This is a genomic window from Geobacter sp. SVR (genome assembly GCF_016865365.1).
Classification (GTDB): Bacteria; Desulfobacterota; Desulfuromonadia; order Geobacterales; family Pseudopelobacteraceae; genus Pelotalea.
Map to the genome: position 1 here is coordinate 3,809,939 of NZ_AP024469.1, position 18,748 is coordinate 3,828,686.

General features: G+C 59.9%; 16 protein-coding genes. 7 read left to right on the forward strand and 9 right to left on the reverse strand.

What is annotated here, in order from left to right; translation table 11 throughout:
- Positions 1–32 precede the first annotated feature (32 nt).
- Genes GSVR_RS17780 through GSVR_RS17790 form a run of 3 tightly spaced genes read left to right on the forward strand, consistent with a single transcriptional unit; the run spans position 33 to position 5,867 of the window.
- Positions 33–1,280, forward strand: a complete 1,248-nt coding sequence (locus GSVR_RS17780; protein ID WP_173200183.1) for an efflux RND transporter periplasmic adaptor subunit — start codon at positions 33–35, stop codon at positions 1,278–1,280.
- Positions 1,277–4,462 carry an efflux RND transporter permease subunit gene (locus GSVR_RS17785; protein ID WP_173200185.1) on the forward strand — a complete coding sequence of 1,062 codons (3,186 nt, stop codon included), beginning with the start codon at positions 1,277–1,279 and terminating at the stop codon, positions 4,460–4,462. The genes GSVR_RS17780 and GSVR_RS17785 overlap by 4 nt, the downstream gene beginning before the upstream one ends.
- Complete coding sequence (locus tag GSVR_RS17790; RefSeq protein WP_173200187.1) at positions 4,455–5,867, forward strand: efflux transporter outer membrane subunit; 1,413 nt, start codon at positions 4,455–4,457, stop codon at positions 5,865–5,867. Before GSVR_RS17785 ends, GSVR_RS17790 begins: the two co-directional genes overlap by 8 nt.
- Before the next feature lie 127 nt (positions 5,868–5,994).
- Here the strand turns inward: GSVR_RS17790 and tpx are convergent, their stop codons facing one another.
- The 6 genes from tpx to GSVR_RS17820 form a co-directional block, all read right to left on the reverse strand.
- On the reverse strand, positions 5,995–6,510 hold the full coding sequence (gene tpx / locus GSVR_RS17795) for a thiol peroxidase (protein ID WP_173200189.1): 516 nt from the start codon (positions 6,508–6,510) through the stop codon (positions 5,995–5,997).
- Positions 6,511–6,601: 91 nt separating this feature from the next.
- On the reverse strand, positions 6,602–7,651 hold the full coding sequence (gene modC / locus GSVR_RS17800) for a molybdenum ABC transporter ATP-binding protein (protein WP_173200191.1): 1,050 nt from the start codon (positions 7,649–7,651) through the stop codon (positions 6,602–6,604).
- A gap of 1 nt (position 7,652) precedes the next feature.
- Positions 7,653–8,339, reverse strand: coding sequence for a molybdate ABC transporter permease subunit (gene modB, locus GSVR_RS17805; RefSeq protein WP_173200340.1), 687 nt, complete (start codon positions 8,337–8,339; stop codon positions 7,653–7,655).
- Positions 8,340–8,348: 9 nt separating this feature from the next.
- Complete coding sequence (gene modA, locus GSVR_RS17810) at positions 8,349–9,101, reverse strand: molybdate ABC transporter substrate-binding protein (protein ID WP_173200193.1); 753 nt, start codon at positions 9,099–9,101, stop codon at positions 8,349–8,351.
- A gap of 17 nt (positions 9,102–9,118) precedes the next feature.
- Positions 9,119–9,976, reverse strand: a complete 858-nt coding sequence (modD, locus tag GSVR_RS17815) for a ModD protein (RefSeq protein ID WP_173200195.1) — start codon at positions 9,974–9,976, stop codon at positions 9,119–9,121.
- Positions 9,977–10,074: 98 nt separating this feature from the next.
- Positions 10,075–10,884: a TOBE domain-containing protein gene (locus GSVR_RS17820; RefSeq protein ID WP_239077375.1), complete on the reverse strand. Its 810-nt coding sequence runs from the start codon at positions 10,882–10,884 to the stop codon at positions 10,075–10,077.
- Positions 10,885–11,081: 197 nt separating this feature from the next.
- Between GSVR_RS17820 and GSVR_RS17825 the strand changes: the two genes are divergently transcribed.
- A complete protein-coding gene (locus GSVR_RS17825; protein WP_173200197.1) occupies positions 11,082–11,657 on the forward strand; it encodes a flavodoxin family protein in 576 nt (191 codons plus the stop codon).
- A gap of 46 nt (positions 11,658–11,703) precedes the next feature.
- Here the strand turns inward: GSVR_RS17825 and GSVR_RS17830 are convergent, their stop codons facing one another.
- The 3 genes from GSVR_RS17830 to GSVR_RS17840 are packed head-to-tail and all read right to left on the reverse strand — an operon-like array spanning position 11,704 to position 14,316.
- Positions 11,704–13,038: a PAS domain-containing protein gene (locus tag GSVR_RS17830; RefSeq protein ID WP_173200198.1), complete on the reverse strand. Its 1,335-nt coding sequence runs from the start codon at positions 13,036–13,038 to the stop codon at positions 11,704–11,706.
- 39 nt (positions 13,039–13,077) lie between these two features.
- Entirely contained in the window at positions 13,078–13,623 is a 546-nt protein-coding gene (locus GSVR_RS17835) for a CoA pyrophosphatase (RefSeq protein ID WP_239077376.1), read from the reverse strand.
- Positions 13,624–13,656: 33 nt separating this feature from the next.
- Entirely contained in the window at positions 13,657–14,316 is a 660-nt protein-coding gene (locus GSVR_RS17840; protein ID WP_173200202.1) for a YceH family protein, read from the reverse strand.
- A 334-nt stretch (positions 14,317–14,650) separates the two neighbouring features.
- On the opposite strand from GSVR_RS17840, the gene GSVR_RS17845 reads away from it, so the two are divergent.
- From GSVR_RS17845 to GSVR_RS17855, 3 genes are all read left to right on the forward strand, one after another.
- A complete protein-coding gene (locus GSVR_RS17845) occupies positions 14,651–15,697 on the forward strand; it encodes an efflux RND transporter periplasmic adaptor subunit (protein ID WP_173200203.1) in 1,047 nt (348 codons plus the stop codon).
- Positions 15,698–15,846: 149 nt separating this feature from the next.
- The gene (locus GSVR_RS17850) at positions 15,847–17,427 is read left to right on the forward strand and encodes an ATP-binding cassette domain-containing protein (protein ID WP_173200205.1); all 1,581 of its coding nucleotides are present in this window, start codon (positions 15,847–15,849) and stop codon (positions 17,425–17,427) included.
- Between the two features lie 93 nt (positions 17,428–17,520).
- Positions 17,521–18,699, forward strand: a complete 1,179-nt coding sequence (locus tag GSVR_RS17855) for an ABC transporter permease (RefSeq protein ID WP_173200207.1) — start codon at positions 17,521–17,523, stop codon at positions 18,697–18,699.
- The last annotated feature ends 49 nt before the right edge of the window (positions 18,700–18,748 follow it).

Consider the following 18,748-nt stretch of genomic DNA (forward strand, 5'->3'; position numbering starts at 1 on the left):
GCATAACCGCGTCTAAAGTAAAGGAGAGGGACATGAGACATCTGAAACATGTGGTCAAAAATCGTGTGGTCCGACTGGGTGTCGGTCTGGCAGTCACCCTGACGGTAGGTTACCTTGCCATCAACTACATCGCTACAAACGTAAAGGCCCAATCCCCGGCCGCAACGGCTGCTGCGGAACAGCCCTCCCACGTCGGCACCGTGACGGTCAAACCGCAGCAGGTGCGCACGTGGTCCGAGTTTTCCGGCAGGCTTCAAGCCGTTGATTTCGCGGAGGTACGACCCGAGGTAAGCGGACGTATCACGGGGATCCGTTTTAAGGAAGGGCAGACCGTTAGTGCCGGCACCGTGTTGTTTGTCATCGATCCACGCCCCTTCGAGGCGGCGGTGGCCAAAGCCGAGGCCACCCTGGCTACCGCGAGGACAAACGCCGAATTCGCCCAAACTGAACTGGAACGGGCCTCCAAGATGATCCAGACCCAGGCCATTGCCCAGCGCCTCTACGACGAGCGGGCCAACGCCGACCGGGTCGCCCGGGCCGCCATCTCTATGGCCGAAGCCGAATTGAAACAGGCACGCATCGACTTGGATCACGCCTACGTAAAGGCTCCTATCAGCGGGCGGATCAGTCGCGCCGAGATCACCCTGGGCAACCGGGTTCAGGCGGGAGCGGGTGCGCCGGTGTTAAGCTCTATCGTCTCCGACAAGGGGATCTACGCTGACTTCGAGGTGGATGAGCAGACCTACCTGACCAGCATCCGCAGCCATGCCGACACCTCGGTCAAGGAACGCCGGATTCCGGTCGAGTTGACGGTACAGGGAGACGATGTCCACCCCTATCGCGGCACCATCCAGAGCTTCGACAACCGGATCGACCCCGGTTCGGGCACCATCCGGGCGCGTGCGCGTTTCGAAAACGAGAACGGAGCTCTGATACCCGGCATGTTCGTAGCGGTCCGGCTTGCCAGCAGCGGGGACAACTCGGTCCTTCTGGTGCCGGAGCGCGCCGTCGGCAACGATCAGAGCAAGAAGTTCGTCTATGTGGTCGGCAATGGCGACAAGGTGGTCTACCGTGAAGTCAAGCTCGGCCAGCAGGCCCAGGGCGGGCGTATTGTGCTCTCCGGGGTGCAGCCTGGCGACCGCGTGATCACGGACGGCCTGCAACATGTCAAACCCGAGATGATTGTGCGTGCCACCGAAGTTGCCGGTCCTCAGGCAACGGAGCGCCTGGCAGCCAACGACCGGCATGCCCTCGACCGTTCGGGAAAGGACACGCCATGAATCTGTCCAAATTCTTCATCGACCGCCCCATTTTCGCCGGCGTAATCTCTGTCATCATCCTGTTGGCCGGCCTGATCTCGATGTTTCTTTTGCCTATCTCCGAATACCCTGAGGTGGTGCCTCCCTCGGTCGTCGTCAAGGCCCGCTATCCGGGTGCCAACCCCAAGGTCATCGCTGAGACCGTAGCAACCCCTTTGGAAGAGCAGGTCAACGGCGTGGAGAACATGCTCTACATGTTCTCCCAGGCGGCCAGCGACGGAACCCTCACCCTCACCGTCAGCTTTAAGTTGGGCACCGATCCCGACTTGGCGACGCAACTCGTGCAGAACAGGGTGAACCAGGCTCTGCCGCGGTTGCCGGAGGTGACCCGCCAGCTCGGCGTCACCACGGTGAAAAGCTCGCCTGATCTCACCATGGTGGTGCACCTCAACTCGCCCAACGAGCGCTACGACATGCTCTACCTGCGCAACTACGCCCTTTTGAACGTGAAGGACCAGTTGGCGAAGATCCCCGGCATCGGAAGCGTACAGATGTTCGGTTCGGGCGACTATGCCATGCGCATATGGCTCGATCCCCAAAAGGTAGCGGAGCGCGGCATGACCGCGGACGAGGTAGTGCTCGCCCTGCGTCGGCAAAACGTTCAGGTGGCGGCGGGAGTGATCGGCGGCCCTCCCTATGCAAAGGGGGTCGAGATGCAGTTGCCGGTTAATGCCCAAGGGCGCCTGACCGACCCGGGGCAGTTCGCCGAAGTCATCATCAAGCGCAACAACGGCGTTGTGACCCGGCTTAAGGACGTGGCGCGCATTGAAGTGGACGCCGCCGAGTATGGGCTGCGCTCGCTTCTCAACAACAAACCGGCGGTCGCCATCCCGATCTTCCAATCCCCCGGCTCTAACGCCATAGAGATCTCGGACCAGGTACGCAGCACCATGGAAAGGCTCAAGAAGAACTTTCCGGCCGGGCTCGATTACAGCATCGTCTACGACCCGACCATCTTCGTGCGCGGCTCGATCGAAGCCGTGGTACATACCCTCTTGGAGGCGGTCGCCCTGGTAGTCTTGGTGGTGATCCTCTTCCTGCAGACCTGGAGAGCCTCCATCATCCCGCTCCTGGCGGTGCCGATCTCCATCGTCGGCACCTTCGGGGTGATGCACGTTTTCGGCTTCTCCGTCAACGCCCTCTCGCTGTTCGGCCTGGTGCTGGCCATCGGGATCGTGGTGGACGACGCCATCGTGGTGGTGGAGAACGTGGAACGCAACATAGAGAACGGGCTCTCGCCGCGCGAGGCAACCATCAAAGCCATGGGCGAGGTCACCGGTCCGATCATCGCCATCGCCCTGGTGCTGAGTGCCGTTTTCATCCCCATCGCCTTCATAAGCGGGCTAACCGGTCAGTTCTACCGGCAGTTCGCCCTGACCATCGCCTTTTCGACGATCATTTCCGCCTTCAACTCCCTCACCTTGTCGCCGGCGCTCTCAGCGGTCCTCCTGAAGGCGCACGACGCCCCCAAGGATGGGCTTACCCGGCTGATGGACCGGTTGTTCGGCCCGGTGTTCCGGGGCTTCAACCGCCTGTTTCACAAAAGCTCGGAGCGGTACGGCAGCGGCGTAGGCGGCATTTTGGGCCGCAAGTCGGCCGCCCTGGTCGTCTACGCACTGCTTCTGGGTGCCACCTACCTGAGCTTCAAGGCGGTACCACCCGGCTTCGTGCCGACCCAAGACAAGCAGTACCTGGTGAGCTTCGCCCAACTGCCCGACGGCGCAACCCTGGAGCGCACCGAAAAGGTGATCCGCACCATGTCCGACCTGGCGCTCAAGGAACCGGGGGTGGAAAGTGCGGTCGCCTTCCCTGGTCTTTCCATCAACGGGTTCATCAACAGCCCCTCGGCGGGAATCGTCTTCGTGACCTTGAAGCCCTTCGAGGAGCGCAAGTCCAAGGATCTCTCAGGCCTGGCAATCTCGCAAAAGCTGCAGCAGAAGTTCAACGGGGTGAACGATGCCTTCATTGCCATCTTTCCGCCCCCTCCGGTGCAGGGGCTCGGCACCATCGGCGGCTTCAAGCTGCAGGTGGAGGACCGCACGGACCAGGGCTACGAGGCCCTCAACCAGGCAATGAAGGCGGTACAGGCCAAGGCGGCCAAGACGCCGGAACTGGCAGGAGTGTTTTCCAGCTACAACATCGGCACCCCCCAGATCTACGCCGATCTGGACCGCACTAAGGCGGCGCAGTTGGGCGTAGACGTGCAGGACGTCTTCGATACCATGCAGATCTACCTGGGCTCGCTCTACGTCAACGACTTCAACAAGTTCGGACGCACCTACCAGGTCATCGCGCAAGCCGATCAACAGTTCCGCTCCAAGCCGAGCGACATACTGAAGCTGCAGACCAAGAACTTCGAGGGGCGCATGGTGCAATTGGGCTCCATCGTCCGCATATCCGAAACGACCGGGCCGGACAGCGCCATGCGCTACAACGCCTTCCGGTCGGCCGATCTCAACGGCGCACCGGCACCGGGATACTCCACCGGTCAGGCCCAGTCGGCCATTACCCGAATACTCAACGAGACCCTGCCCAAGGGGATGGGCTTTGAATGGACTGATCTCACCTACCAGCAGATCCTCTCCGGCAACACGGCCATTCTGGTGTTCCCGATCTGCGTGCTCCTGGTCTTTCTGGTCCTCGCCGCACAGTATGAGAGTCTCTTTCTCCCCATAGCCGTCATTCTGATCGTGCCGATGTGTGTCTTTTCCGCCATCGTCGGCGTTTGGCTCACACACGGTGACAACAACCTGTTCACCCAGATAGGGTTGTTCGTCCTGATCGGCCTTGCATGCAAGAACGCGATTCTGATCGTCGAATACGCCCGCGAACTGGAGTTGGGTGGCAGGGCTACGGTTGCCGCTGCTATCGAGGCTGCCCGGCTGCGGCTCAGGCCGATCCTGATGACCTCGTTCGCCTTCATCATGGGCGTGGTGCCCCTGGTGCTTTCCTCGGGAGCCGGGGCCGAAATGCGGCATGCCATGGGGATCGCCGTTTTCTCGGGCATGCTGGGAGTCACCTTCTTCGGGCTGTTCCTGACGCCGGTCTTCTACGTCGTGATGCGCGTGCTGGAAAAGCGCGTCACCAAAACGGAGGAGGTGCACCACCATGTAACCGAGGAGGAGGTCCGTCACAATGTATAAAAGAAAACAGACATCCGTCGTACTTTTGCTGTTTGCCGGGCTGCTTGCGGCCTGCAGCGGACCACTGGGACCACAATCATCAGGGATCGTCACCCCTTCATTCTGGCATCGCCTGACCGGTACGGCCCCGGCCACCGAGAATGCCATACCCCTCACGGCAAGCCCCGAAGCAGAGGTTGACCATACATGGTGGACCAGCTTCGGCGATCAGACCCTCGACACCCTGGTGGCGGAAGCACTCGCCAACAACAAGACCCTGCAGATCGCCACGGCGCGCGTAGAGCAGGCACGGGCCGGACGTGGCGCCGCCCGTGCGCAGCTCTTTCCCCAGGTGAACGGGGTCGCCGGCGCCCAACGCGGCAACCAGGGCTTTGCCACTGCCAACCAGTCGATCGGAATCGCCGGAGCCGATATCGAGGCCAGTTGGGAAATCGACCTGTTCGGCCGCAACAGGTCCCGTGCCGCCGCTGCAGCGGCCATCCTGGAATCGAGCGAGGCAAACCGGCAGGCCGTCCGGGTAGCCCTCTTGGCGGAGGTAGCGCGCAACTACTTTGACCTGCGCAATTACGAGCGCCAACTCCTGTTGACCAAGCAGAATCTGGAAACCCAGAAAAAGACCCTGGAACTAGTCCAGGTGCAGTTTCAGGGAGCACTCGCCAGCGACTTCGACGTACAGCGTGCCGGCGCTCAGGTTTCCTCCACCGAGGCGCTGATCCCTTCGCTACAAACGGCCTACGACGCGGCGCTCAACCGGCTGAACGTTCTCTTGGGTCAGCCTCCGGGGAGCAGGGATGAGATCATCAAGCGCGCGGAAGCGCTCAAGCCTTTGGACCACCGCATTCTGATCGCAGCACCGGCCAAGGTCCTGGCGGCCCGTCCGGATGTGCTCGCCGCCGAACGGCGGTTTGCCGCCGCCATCTCGACCAAGGCCGCGGTACGGGCGGAACTCCTCCCCAACATCTCGCTGACCGCACTGTTCGGTGCCCAAGCTTCGACTCCATTTTCCGCCACGCCTTGGGGAGTCGGCATCAGCCTGGTGCAGCCGATCCTCAACTTCGGACGCATCGAGGCGCAGATCGACATGGCGGAAGCCCTCCAGCGCGAAGCCTTTCTGAACTACCAACAGACTGTGCTGGAGGCTCTGGAAAACATGGAGAACTCCCTTTCCGGTTATCTGCACGAAACCGCACGCAACGCCTCACTCTCCTCCGAGGTCGCACAGAACCGCAAGGCGGTCGAACTGGCCAGACAGCAGTACACCAACGGTTATACGGGCTTGCTGGACGTGCTGGTTGCGGTACGCAACCAGCTCGAATCGGAATCGAATCTGGCCGCGTCGGATGCCAACCTCAGAAAGGACCTGGTCAACATCTACGCCGCGGCCGGAGGAGGTTGGGGTATCTGAGGACGAAACCGGTTTGGCGGCGGGAGCAAGGGCATAGGATTGTTATGGGGAGCGGCAAAAGGGGAAGCTATGGCGGACGGACAGCGGAAGGCAGCCCCCCTCCCGGGCAGGGAGGGGGAGCGGTTTTTCAGAGCAGGTTCTTTACCGCCACGATGACGGCGGCGTAATCGGGCTCGCTGGTAACCTCAGGTACGATCTGAATGTAGCGGATCACGTCATTGGCGTCGATTACGAACACCGCCCGGCTCATCAGCACCAGTTCCTTGATGACGACACCGTAGGCAGTGCCCAATGAGCGTTCACGGTAGTCGGAAAGCGTGGTCACCCGGTCTATGCCGGCAGCACCGCACCATCGTTTCTGGGCAAAGGGGAGATCGAGGCTGACGGTCAGCACAACCACGTTTTCCGGCAGGGCTGCCGCCTCCTGGTTGAAGCGCCTGGTCTCGGTATCGCAGACCGGCGTGTCCAACGAAGGAACTGTGCTGATGATCCTGATCTTGCCGGCCGAGCCGGCCAGCGTTACCGGGGCTAGCGAATTGTCCACCACGGTGAAATCGGGGGCCTTGTCCCCCACTTTCAATGCGGGCCCCAGCAGCGTCATCGGATTTCCCTTGAATGTTATGATGCCTGTTCGTTCTGACATATCTCTTCCCCCTTTGATTTTTTACGAGATTTTAAGGTAAAAAAACGAAAAAGCAATACCATCTTTTGGCAGCGGTATTCGCCGCACCCGGTCAGTTCAACCTTCGGAAAGCGGAAGCCTTGACCGCTGCATACAATTCGCACCCGATCACGATACCCAACTCTTCAGCCGCCTGATCCACAACCTCGGCAATCAGCCTTTCGCCCCCACAGAGCAGTTCCACACCGACCCTGCCGTCTGAATTGAAAATATCGACAACAGTGCCGGCCAACAGATTGCGGGCGCTTATGGCCTCCGGATGCCGTTTGAAGAGGATGATATCTTTGGATGAAAGCTCGAACATCGCTTCCTGCCGGTCATTGCCCGCTGAGATAAACAGTTCGTTGTGTCCCCATTGATAGGAGTATAACCCCTCGCTCCGGCAGAGGAGGCTCACCGTGAGAATGTTTATGTAGCCGACCGGACTCTGCCCCATGCGGGTGCGGGCCAGCTGTTCTCCGCTCGCCTGCGTAACCAGTGCCCCGCGCTCGAATACCAGGACAGAGTCCGACATCAGCCGCATTTCAAGCAGGGAGTGGGAGATGAACAGGTAGGGAATGCGGAAGGCTTCACACACGGTTTTCAAATGGCGAATGATCTGGAATCGCAGGCTGTCGTCCAGCGCCGAGAGCGGTTCGTCCATCAGCAGCAGACGCGGATTGGACAGGACTGCCCGGCCGATGGCAACCCGCTGTTTTTCGCCTCCGGACAGCCGGTTCACCCCCCGCTCCAGCAGGTGCCCGATCTGCAGGACCTCCACCAGGCTGTCGAAATCGATCCGTCGGTTATCGGCAGCGCAGCGTCTGTGGCCATACAGCAGGTTGCCCCTGACGCTCAGGTGAGGAAACAGATGGGGATGCTGGAATATGATGCCGATGCGACGCTGTTCCGGTGCTTTGTTGCACCCTGCCCCGTACAGCGTCTCACCGTCGAGCCGGATGGTCCCCTCGTCCGGTTGCTGCAATCCGGCTATCAGGGCAACTAGAGTGGACTTGCCGCTGCCTGACGGGCCAAAGACACCCACCCTGTCCTGAGAGACGGCAAAGTCGACCTGCAGGTCAAAGGGACCGAACCTTTTCGCAACCGATACCCGCAGGTCCATGTCAGTCCCCCCTGATCATGCGGCGGCTGAGATATTCGTGAAACAGCAGGACCGCAACCGAGATGATGACGGAAATGACGCAGAGCGCCATGGCCATGCTGTCGCCGCTGGGCGAACTGGCATACTCATAGATCGCCAGCGGGATGGTCTGGGTCACCCCCGGCATGTTGCCGGCCACGATGATGGTAGCGCCGAACTCCCCCAAGCCCCGGGCGAACATCAGGGCCGAGCCTGCAATGATGCCCCGCAGTGAAAGCGGCAGGATGACCGTCAGCATGCTGTCGAACCAGCCGGCGCCCAAGGTGCGCGATGCCTGGATCAGGCCCTGGTCGACGGTTTCCATGCCAATGCGGATCGAGCGCACCAGCAGGGGAAACCCGACCACGGCGGTGGCAATCACCGCCGCCTTCCAGGTGAAGATCAGCTTGATGCCGAGCGGCTGCAGGATATACTGCCCGATAAACCCTTTCTGCCCCAGGACGATCAGCAGGAGGTAGCCGACGACCACCGGCGGCAGGGTCAGGGGCAGGTTGACGATCACGTCCAGAGCGACCTTCCCGCGGAACTGCCGGTAGGTCATGGCATAGGCCAATGCAAATCCGAACGGCAGCGACAGCAGGGTCGCCACGACCGAGACCTTGAGTGACAGCAGGATGGCGGCGTAGTCGGCAGAGGTGAATTCAGGCATCATAAGCTACTACTGAACGATGAATCCGTGTTTCCTGAGCACGCTCTTCGCCTCGGCCGACTGCAGCGCGGCATGGAAAGCCGCTGCCTCGGTTTTTTTGACCCCGGCGACCGTCAGGGACATCGGGTAGGTGACACGCGGGTAGTACTCCTGGGGCACGACAAAAAGAATCTTGGCGTTCTTGGCTACTTGCAGGGCATCGGTCTTGTAGACAAAGGCGCCGTCAACCTCGCCACGGTCCGCATACATCAGGCATTCACGCACATCCTTTGCCATGACCAGTTTCTTTTCCAACTGCTTGTCGATTCCGGCCTTCTTGAAGGCTTCCATGGCATATTCGCCGGCCGGCACGCTCTTCGGACTGCCGATGGCAATCTTCTCCAGCTTCACGACCTCTTGCAGGCTGCCGGTTTTCAGGTCCGGCTTGCCGGCAAATACCAGCACGTTATAGGCAAAGGTTGCGATGCTCTTCTCGTCAGCCAGTTTCCTGGCCTTCAGATAATCCATCCACTCCGTATTGGCGGAAATGAAGATATCGGCCGGTGCACCGTTTTCGATCTGCTTGGCAAGGGCGCCGGACGCGCCGTAATTCTTTTTGAAGGTGATGCCGGGATGGGCTTTGGTATAACTGTCCGAAATTTCATTTATCACTTCCTTCATGCTGGCAGCCACGAACAGGTTGATCTCGCCGGCCAAGAGCGATGACGAAAAACAGAGCACGGACGCAACAGCTGCCAACATCGTAACGAACTTTCTTTTCATGTGTCTCTCCTTGGTGATCAGTTTGTCCCGCAGGGGGTAATGGTTACCGAGATGTCCGCCGGTTTGCCGAAATAGACCGATGACAGGACCAGCATATCGACGCCGGTGGCGGCATAGTCCGACGCATTTGCTTCGTGGATGCCGCCGGCAGCCGATATTTTCACCGTTCTGTCGATGCCGCGTATCGTCTCGACCAGAACCTTCAATTCCTGGGACGGCAATTTGTCCACCTGCACGATATCGGCGCCGGCCCGGGCAATCATGAGAGCCTCATCGGCGGTGTCCGCCTCGACGATAATCTTGTGTTCCGGCGCCCGTACCCGGAGATCGGGCAGCGTACGCAGAAAGACATCCAGGCCGCCGGCAAAGGCGGTATGCTGCCTGAACACCAGGATCGACTCCGATAATCCGAGGCGGTGCGGCAATGCGCCTCCGGCGCTTATGGCCTTGATGGCCGTTTTTTTGGTTCCGGGAAACGATTTGCGTGTCGTCAAAACGGTGATGGCCGGATTGACCGTTCTGGCCGCGTCGACGATTTTTCTGGTTCGCGTGGCTATTCCGGAAGCATATTCCAGAAGGTTCAATGCCACTTTCCAGCCGGCGTGAAGCGCGTGTGTCGGTCCTGTGGCTGTCAGAAACTCCATGCCCTGGCTCAGCAGCGTGCCGCTTGGCATGCAGGAGGTCAGCCTGGCGCCACAGCGGGAAAGCACCTGGGCGGCTTCTTCGGTACAGCAGAGGGTGGTTTCATGGCGGGTAGCAAACGTGATGCACCCCTCCCGGCTGCCAATATTCAGCAGGTGGGTGGTCAGGTCGCCGTAGGGGAGATCTTCTTCGATAAAACGTTCAATGTCTGATGCAGGCAGTGTAACGAGCATATCCCATTCCTTGTGATCGTTCGCTATATTAGCAGGAATATAACGTATATCAAAAGAAAAGAGACAGCATCTTTGGTGCCTCTTCTATGTGTCGGCGATCAGCTTACGCCGAGAATGACGCTGGATGCCTTGAACAGGGCACAGGCGTGGCCACCGGTTTTCAGGTCCAGCCGCGTTGAGCTTTCATGGGTGATGACGGCACTTATCGTATTGCCGCCGCCGATCTCCACATCCACCTCCGTGCTCACCGGACCCTCGATGATCTTGGAAACGGTGCCGCAGAAAATATTGCGAGCGCTGACCGTGGCATCGTGCAGATCGGTGCCGATGATTACGGAACTTGCCTTGATGATGGCATAGGCATCCATCCCTTCCTTGAGACCGAGATTGTCGACGGCGCCGTTGGTGACAGTGGCGACCACTATCGCTCCCCCTCCTATGGTGAGCGAAACCTCGGCATTGACCGCCCCTTTGGTGATTTTGCTGACCGTACCGGCGAAAACGTTGCGAGCACTGACTTTCATGGCTATCCTCCTCAAGAATTTGTCGAGACCGCTTATGTCTCCCAACCTCTCTTCCAAGTTTACCAAATATTTTCGATGCTCTTCCTGAACTACTCGGAATTGATCGACAATTCTCTTTCCTTCCTGTGTCAGTCTGGCTCCTCCACCCCCTTTCCCACCTGTCTGCCGTTCGACCAGAGGCTTTCCGGACAGGTTGTTAATCGCATTCACGGCATCCCAAGCGGTTTTGTAGCTGATACCGACAGAGCGGGCCGCCTTGGTGATCGAGCCCAGTTCGTCGATTTTCTCAAGCAGATAGATGCGTTCCCCACCGAGATACCGGCGGTCCGACTTCTGAAACCAGAGGTTCGCTCCAAGCTCGATATCGTTCTTCCGGCATCCCACGGAATATTACCTCTCACTGTCGTTCTTCAAGCGCATAGTGCCTTTACTAGGCGTGTGTATATCATGATACATCACCGGAGTAAAGAATCGCGGAAAATTCGGGCCCTTCAGATGGTGGTCGGGAGAGGCCTTGACGCACCGGGCATGATTTGTTACCACTTTCGGTAACGCACGATTCAATTTTTATGGAGGTCCGCATGAAAGTTACCGCATTCAACGGCAGTCCCCGGCCTGACGGCAACACTGCCCTGCTGATCGGCCATGTGCTTCAGTCCCTGAAAGAGGAAGGCATTGAAACGGAAGTGGTACAGGTGGGAGGGGGCCGGATCCACGGCTGCATCGCCTGCTACAAATGCTTCGGAGCCAAGGATGGGCGTTGTGCCGTGGATGACGACCCGGTCAACAACTACATCGAGAAAATGCGGGCCTCCGACGGCATCATCATCGGTTCGCCGACCTATTTCGCTGCCATGACCCCCGAAACCAAGGCCCTGATCGACCGTTGCGGCATGGTATCGCGGGCAAACGGCGACATGTTCAAACGCAAGGCCGGCGCAGCGGTTGTGGCGGTCAGACGGGCCGGAGCCATTCACGTCTTCGACGGCATCAACCACTTCTTCACCATCGGCCAGATGATCATTCCCGGCTCGAACTATTGGAACATCGGCGTGGGCCGCAATATCGGGGATGTGGAACAGGATGAGGAAGGAATCAAAACGATGCGGGAGCTGGGGGTGAATATGGCCTGGCTGCTGAAGCGGATCAAGGACTGATTTCGGGAATCCGCGACAAAAACGGCATCATATCGGGAGGCGGGCCTCAGAGTTCTATTCTGAACTCTGCCCCGCCATCCCTGTTTCTGGCAGTCAGCCTGCCCCCCATGTTCTTTTCGATGATGGTCTTGGACATGAACAGGCCGACGCCGGTGCCATACTGGGGTCCTTTGGTGGTGAAATAGGGGTCGAAAATCTTGCCGATGATGTTCTCGGGGATGCCGCCGGCATTATCGGTTATGGTCACAACGGAATTGTCGTTTTCGCGGCACAGCACGACCGCCACCTTGGGATTTCTGACCTTCCTCTCGCTGACAACATCCTTGGCATTGTTGAGGATGTTGAGCAGTACCTGCGAAAATTCGTTCGGAAATCCGTGCAGGACCAGATCATCCTGCACGACCGTCTCAACCGCGATCTGATGGCTTTTGAAGCTTCCCTCCATCATCGACAGGGTGCTGGTTATCACATCGTGCACCTTGAACTCGACCCGTGCCTTGTCCGGCTGAAAATAGTTCCGGAAATCATCGATCGTCTTGGACATGTGCTGGATGATCTCCATCGACTTTTGGGTGTTCTCCGCCAGGAACTCCCGGTCGAGCTCGCCGAGATCAAAAAAGAGAGGCGCCTGCTGAATCAGGAGCCCCAAGGTGTTCAGTGGCTGACGCCATTGGTGGGCTATATTCCCGATCATTTCCCCCATGGCGGCCTGGCGGCTCTGGTGCAGCAGCATCTGCTCCTTTTCACGCAATGCTTCCAGTGCCCGGATCGTCCTGGCGCTTTCCTGGGCCAGGGCCTGTTCCGCCAATTTGCGTCTGCTGATATCGGTATGGGACCCGGCCATGCGATAGGGCTTGCCTTCGCTGTCGCGGCAGCAGGCGCCGCGGGTCAGAATCCATCGATAGCTGCCATCCTTCTGCCGTAGTCGGTATTCCAGCTCATATTCCGGAATCCGCCCTTCCAGGTAATCGTTGAACGCATCCATGGTTCTCTGGTAATCGGCCGGATGGATCAGGCCTTTCCAGAATTCTTTCGAGGTGTCTTGAATATCGTCGTCTCCATAACCGAGCATGCTCTTCCAACGTGGTGAGAGAAAGACCTTTCCGGTCTGCAGATCACAGTCCCAGATGCCGTCGTTGGAAGCTTCCACTGCCAGCGCATAGCGTTCCTTGGCCTTCTCCAGGGCCAGCACCGCCTGCACCATGCTCTCGGTGCGTTCCCCCACCCTGCGCTCCAGCTCCTTATGGGAGCGGCGCACCTCCTCCTTGCTGCTCTCCAGTTCTGCCTCGCGCTGCTGGAGAACGCGCTTGATGCCCGTGAACCTCACCGTTAAAACAACCAACATCAACAGAAGGACGGCGGCGATGGAAGCAGTCAGCACACGATCACCTCGCAAGAATCAAAAATGAACCGAATCGCTTCAGCCAAACCTGCAGATGTCGATGAATTGCATCACCAGTCTGTAGGTCAACCCCCACAGCACCGGCGTATCGGCGTACGGGAGCCGGATGGCCGGCACCTGGTGGGCCTCGCCGTCGAAAAAGACCGGTGCGGAAACGTGGCGATCCGGCGACATCAGGGTATCGAGGGGGACCCAGAACGAGGCAAAGACCTCTTCGTTCAACACCGGAACGCCCTCGGTCCGGAGGAAATAAACGTATCCCGATACCCGCACCGGCAACGTCAGACCGGTTATCTCCCCCAGAGGCCCGAGATACATGGCCTGCTGCAGATCGATGCCGACCTCCTCCAGCGTTTCCCGTTCGGCGGCGGTGCGTGGTTTCTCCCCGCTCTCCACCTTGCCTCCCGGAAAGGCCAGATGCCCTGACCAGGGATCGAGTTCATGGGCGGCACGCTGGATCAGCAATACCTCCAGGCCCTGGTCGCTGTTCCTCAGAATCATGGCAACCGCGGCCCGGGTGCGCCGATCCGCAGACGATGCCCCAGGCGTCTGCCCGTTCAGCAAGAGTGCTATCCTGTCGGGATCAAGCCACATGACCTACTCGAACTGCCCCTTGAATTCCTCGACCATCTGCCGCAGGGAAGCGACTTCCTCGCGCAGGGAGGCAACCTCCGTTTCCAGGCGGGTGATACGTTCGTTTTCCGCCATCACCCGCAGACGGGCCGCTTCCGGGGCCGGGGACTGTTCTTCCGCCGCAATCTCAGGCTGGCCGCAAAACAGATGGGCATAGCGTGCTTCCTTGCGCCCTGTTTGACGGGGAAGCCGGGCAACCAGGGGGGATTCCCGCTCCATCAGCTCCCGCAGTACATCCTCCACGGCCGCCGTGTCTGCAAAGGGATGCATGCGTTCCGCGCGCCCCCGCAATTCACCGAGGGTCTGGGGGCCTCGTACCAGCAGTTCGCAGACCAGGGCCAACTCCCCCGGAAGCAGCTGCAGCTTCTCGGCTGCAAGATGGCGGTACTTCGGCACCCGTCCCCCATCGGCCGAAACCACGGCCAATTGCTTGAAACGCAAACTCTCCAGGGCACGTACCACTGAATCATCGTCGAGCATCATGAGCGGATCGCGGTTGGATTTTTGGTTGCAGGCATTGGTGAGCGAATTCAGCGAAAGGGGATAATATTCCGGCGTGGTTAATTCTTTCTCGATCAGGCAGCCGAGCACCCGTACCTCAACAGGGCCAAGCATCATTTCCATCGGCAACTCCTCTTCAGCGGATCATCCGGTCTGGTACTATAGCAGCTTATCGATAGAAATGCAGCAGCAAGTTGCTCCCGAGTATGCCAGATCGCTTGACAGACGAGAAAAGAGCAGGCATTACGTAGTGTAGTTTCTAATCTTGCCGGAGCCGACACACTCCCGGCACCGCCCGAAGCGGCAGCCGGGCTGCAGCCTCCCGGACACGTCGGGCCGTGAACCGGCGACGCGCAGGACACACACGACAGCTTAATGATATACATCTAAAATTCTTCATTGCCGGGGCACCCTTGCCCTCATGTCGAATGCATAATTCAGAATCAAAAGGCCAGGCATGAATAAAAAAATCCTCATCACGCTGCTGATCCTACTGATCGCTGGCGCGGCAGTCTTTTTCACCAGACGTATCGGCCGGGAAGAGCCCCACGGCCTGAAAGTGTCGGGAGCCATCGAAGCCACCACGGTGGAACTCTCCTTCAAGGTACCGGGACGTTTGACCCAGCGATTGGTTGACGAAGGGGACGTGGTGAGGGCCGGCCAGCTTGTGGCCCGTCTGGAAGCGGACGAACTGCAGGAAGAGCGCAATACCCGCTCGGCCGAGCTGCGTGCGGCCGAAGCCGGCCTGGCCGATCTGGAGGCGGGCAGCAGACAGGAGGAGATCGCTCAGGGCGCGGCCGCTCTGGCACGGTTCAAGGCCGAGGCGGAACGGCTGGCACGGGATGCCGACAGGGCCGAAGGTCTGTACCGTCGCGAGGTGATCCCGCTCAAGGAGCTGGAAGCGGCCCGGGCCGGACGGGACTCGTCGGCTGCTGCCGTACGCGAGGCGGAACAGCACCTGAAGCTGCTCCAGGCCGGTGCGCGGCCGGACGCCGTACGCCAGGCCCGGGCGCGGGTGGCGGCCTCGACAGCTGCCCTGACGTTGTCGGAAACGCGTCTCGCACAGAGCATGCTGTTCTCCCCTCTTGCCGGGCAGGTGCTGGTCAAGCAGGCCGAACCGGGCGAACAATTGGCCCCCGGAAGCGCGGTGGTGACCGTCGGCAAACTGGACCAGCCCTGGCTGCGGGCCTACATCCCCGAGGACCAGTTGGGCCGGGTCAAAGTGGGGCAAAAGGCCCGTGTGACGGTGGACAGCTGGCCGGGGCGGTTTTTTGAAGGGCGGGTCAGCTTCATATCGGCCCAGGCCGAATTCACCCCCAAAAACGTTCAAACCGAAAAAGAGCGTGTCAAGCTGGTCTACCGCATCAAGATCATCCTGGCCAATCCTGCCATGGAGCTCAAGCCGGGCATGCCGGCCGATGCGGTCATCGAAACCGGCGACGAGGGCAAAAACCATGAAGGCGCACGGCATCAAAAGGCCGTTCAGCAGGGATACGCAGGATAAGCGGGTTGCAGGCGCACTCGCCAGGAAATGCGGAAATACTTCCCTACCGTACGTGCCTTGTCCGTATCGCGTGTTCATCTCCGCCTGAATAGCCGTTCCGACGTTCCTCCGGCTCCCCCCGATTTCTGTGACACATTTCAAGGTATGTCATGACAGTGATTGCCGAAAATCTCACCCGCCGTTTCGGTGACAGGACCGCCGTGAGCGGCCTGACACTGGAGGTACCTGCCGGCGAACTGTTCGGACTGATCGGCTCGGACGGGGCCGGCAAGACCACCACCCTGCGGATGCTGGCCGGGATCCTCGATCCCGATGACGGCCGCTTGACCGTCCTGGGACACCCCCTGCCGTCGCAGGCCGAGCGGATCAAGTCGGAAATCGGCTACATGAGCCAGCGTTTCGGGCTGTATCCCGATCTGAGCGTTTCCGAAAACATCGCCTTCTATGCCGATCTCTTCGACGTGACCGGGGCCGAGCGCCGGGAGCGCACGGAGCGGCTGCTCGACTTCAGCGGTCTGGCCCCGTTTGCCGGACGCCAGGCCGGCCGCCTGTCCGACGGCATGAAACAGAAACTGGGGCTGTGCTGCGCATTGATCCACAAACCCAGGCTGCTGCTTCTGGACGAACCGACCAACGGCGTCGATCCTGTCTCACGGCGCGACTTCTGGCGCGTCTTACGCGATCTGCACATGGAAGGGGTCACCATTGTCGTGACCACCGCCTATCTGGATGAAGCGGGGCGCTGCGACCGGGTGGGACTGATCCATGACGGCCGTCTGATCGCCTGCGGCACCCCGGCCGAGCTGACCGGACAGGGTGCGCAATCGCTGGAAGAGGTGGTTATCGCAGCGATCGGGGGCAAACCTTCACCCCCCTTTACAAAAGGGGGGCCGGGGGGGATTTCACCCCTGTCGCAACAGGCACATCCCTCTCAATCCCCTTCAGGCCCTTTTGGGTCCTTTGTCAAAGGGGGAGGCATGGAACCCGCCGTTGCTCTGGACCATCTCACCAAACGGTTCGGCGACTTCACTGCCGTGGACGGCGTCAGTCTTACCGTTGACAGGGGCGAGATCTTCGGGTTCCTGGGCCCCAACGGCGCCGGGAAATCCACCACCATCCGCATGCTGTGCGGCATCCTCACCCCCACCTCGGGCAAAGGAACCGTGGCCGGGTTCGACATCGTCTCCCAACCGGAACGGATCAAGGAAAACATCGGTTACATGAGCCAGCGTTTCTCGCTTTACGAAGATCTGACCGTGGAGGAGAACATCGCCTTCTATGCCGGTGTCTACCGCTTGCCGCAGGCCAGGTGGCGGGAGCGCACCGAATGGGTGGTGGAGATGGCCGGACTGACCGAGCGGCGCACCTCCAAGGCGGGGGAGCTGTCCGGCGGCTGGCGTCAGCGCCTGGCCCTGGGCTGCGCCATCCTGCACGAGCCCGCGATCGTGTTCCTGGACGAACCGACCTCAGGGGTGGATCCTCTGTCCCGCCGGAAGTTCTGGGAATTGATCCGCTCTCTGGCAGCCGGAGGGGTCACGGTTTTCGTTACCACCCACTATATGGAAGAGGCCGAGTACTGCGACAGGTTGGCCATGATCTATCGAGGCGAGTTGGTTGCGGTCGGATCGCCGCAGGAATTGAAACGTGCCCAGGCAACTGGAGAGGAACTGCCCAGCCTGGAAGATGTGTTCATCGAGTTGATCGAGGAGAGAGACAAAAAAGGCGATTAGCCGCAGAGGACACAGAGAGCACAGAGGAAATCGAACAACAAGAGAAACAAGGCTCTCTGTGTCCTCTGGACCCTCTGTAGCAGAAATGACTTCATGAACCTTCGACGCCTTAAAACCGTAGCCCGAAAAGAATTCCTGCATGTGCTGCGCGACCCCCGCAGCCTGATGATGGGGATCGGCATTCCGATGCTGCTGCTGTTTCTCTTCGGTTATGCTCTGACCCTCGACGTGGACCGGGTGGCGCTGGCGGTCTGGGATCAGGCCGGGACAGCCGGGAGCCGCGAGCTGATCAGCCGCTTCGCCGGTTCGCGCTATTTCGACCTGCGCCTGAGCGTCGACAACTACCGGGAGATAGAGCGGGCCATCGACCGCCGCGAGGCGCTGATCGCCCTGATAATACCCGTGGATTTCGACCGCCGGCTGTCACAGGGAGGAACGGCGGCCGTACAGGCCATCGTGGACGGCAGCGATCCCAACACTGCCACCATTGCCCTTGGCTATGCCGAGGCCACGACAGCCACCTATTCCCGGGACGTGGTCCTGAAGCGGATCGGGAGGTCAGGCGGCATCACGCCTCTCTCCGAAGCGGGATCGTCCGAGGCCGACGGAGGTGGCAAAGTCCTGCCCGCCTTGGAGCTGCGGCCCCGTTTCTGGTTCAACGCCGACATGGCCTCCCGCAATTTCATCTTTCCCGGCCTGATCGCCGTGGTGATGATGATCATGGCCGCCATTCTGACATCGCTCTCCATGTCCCGCGAATGGGAGACCGGCACCATGGAGCAGTTGGTGGCGACCCCGCTTTCGGGCAGCGAACTGATCCTGGGAAAGCTGGCCCCCTATTTCTGCATCGGCATGCTTGACCTGGTGCTCTGCATGGTGGTGGGCAGGTTCGTGTTCGACATACCGCTGCGCGGCAGCCTGGTACTGCTGGTCCCGCTGGCAGTGCTGTTCCTGTTCGGGGCGCTCTCCTTCGGCATGCTGATCAGCATCATTGCCAAAAATCAACTGCTGGCCAGCCAACTTGCCATCGTCACCACCGTGCTGCCGGCTTTCCTGCTGTCGGGATTCATCTTTCCGATCGAAAACATGCCGCTGCCGATTCAGACCGTGACCCGCATCATCACGGCCCGCTACTTCGTCTATATTCTCAGAGGGGTCTATCTCAAGGATGTGGGGCTGGAGATTCTCTGGCCCGAGGCGCTGTTTCTGGCCGCCTTCGGGATAATCGTAATGACTGTGGCGGTGAGGAAGTTCAAAAAGAAAATCGGTTAGACACAGGGGACACAGAGACACAGAGAAAAGCATGAGCGACAAGCTGACC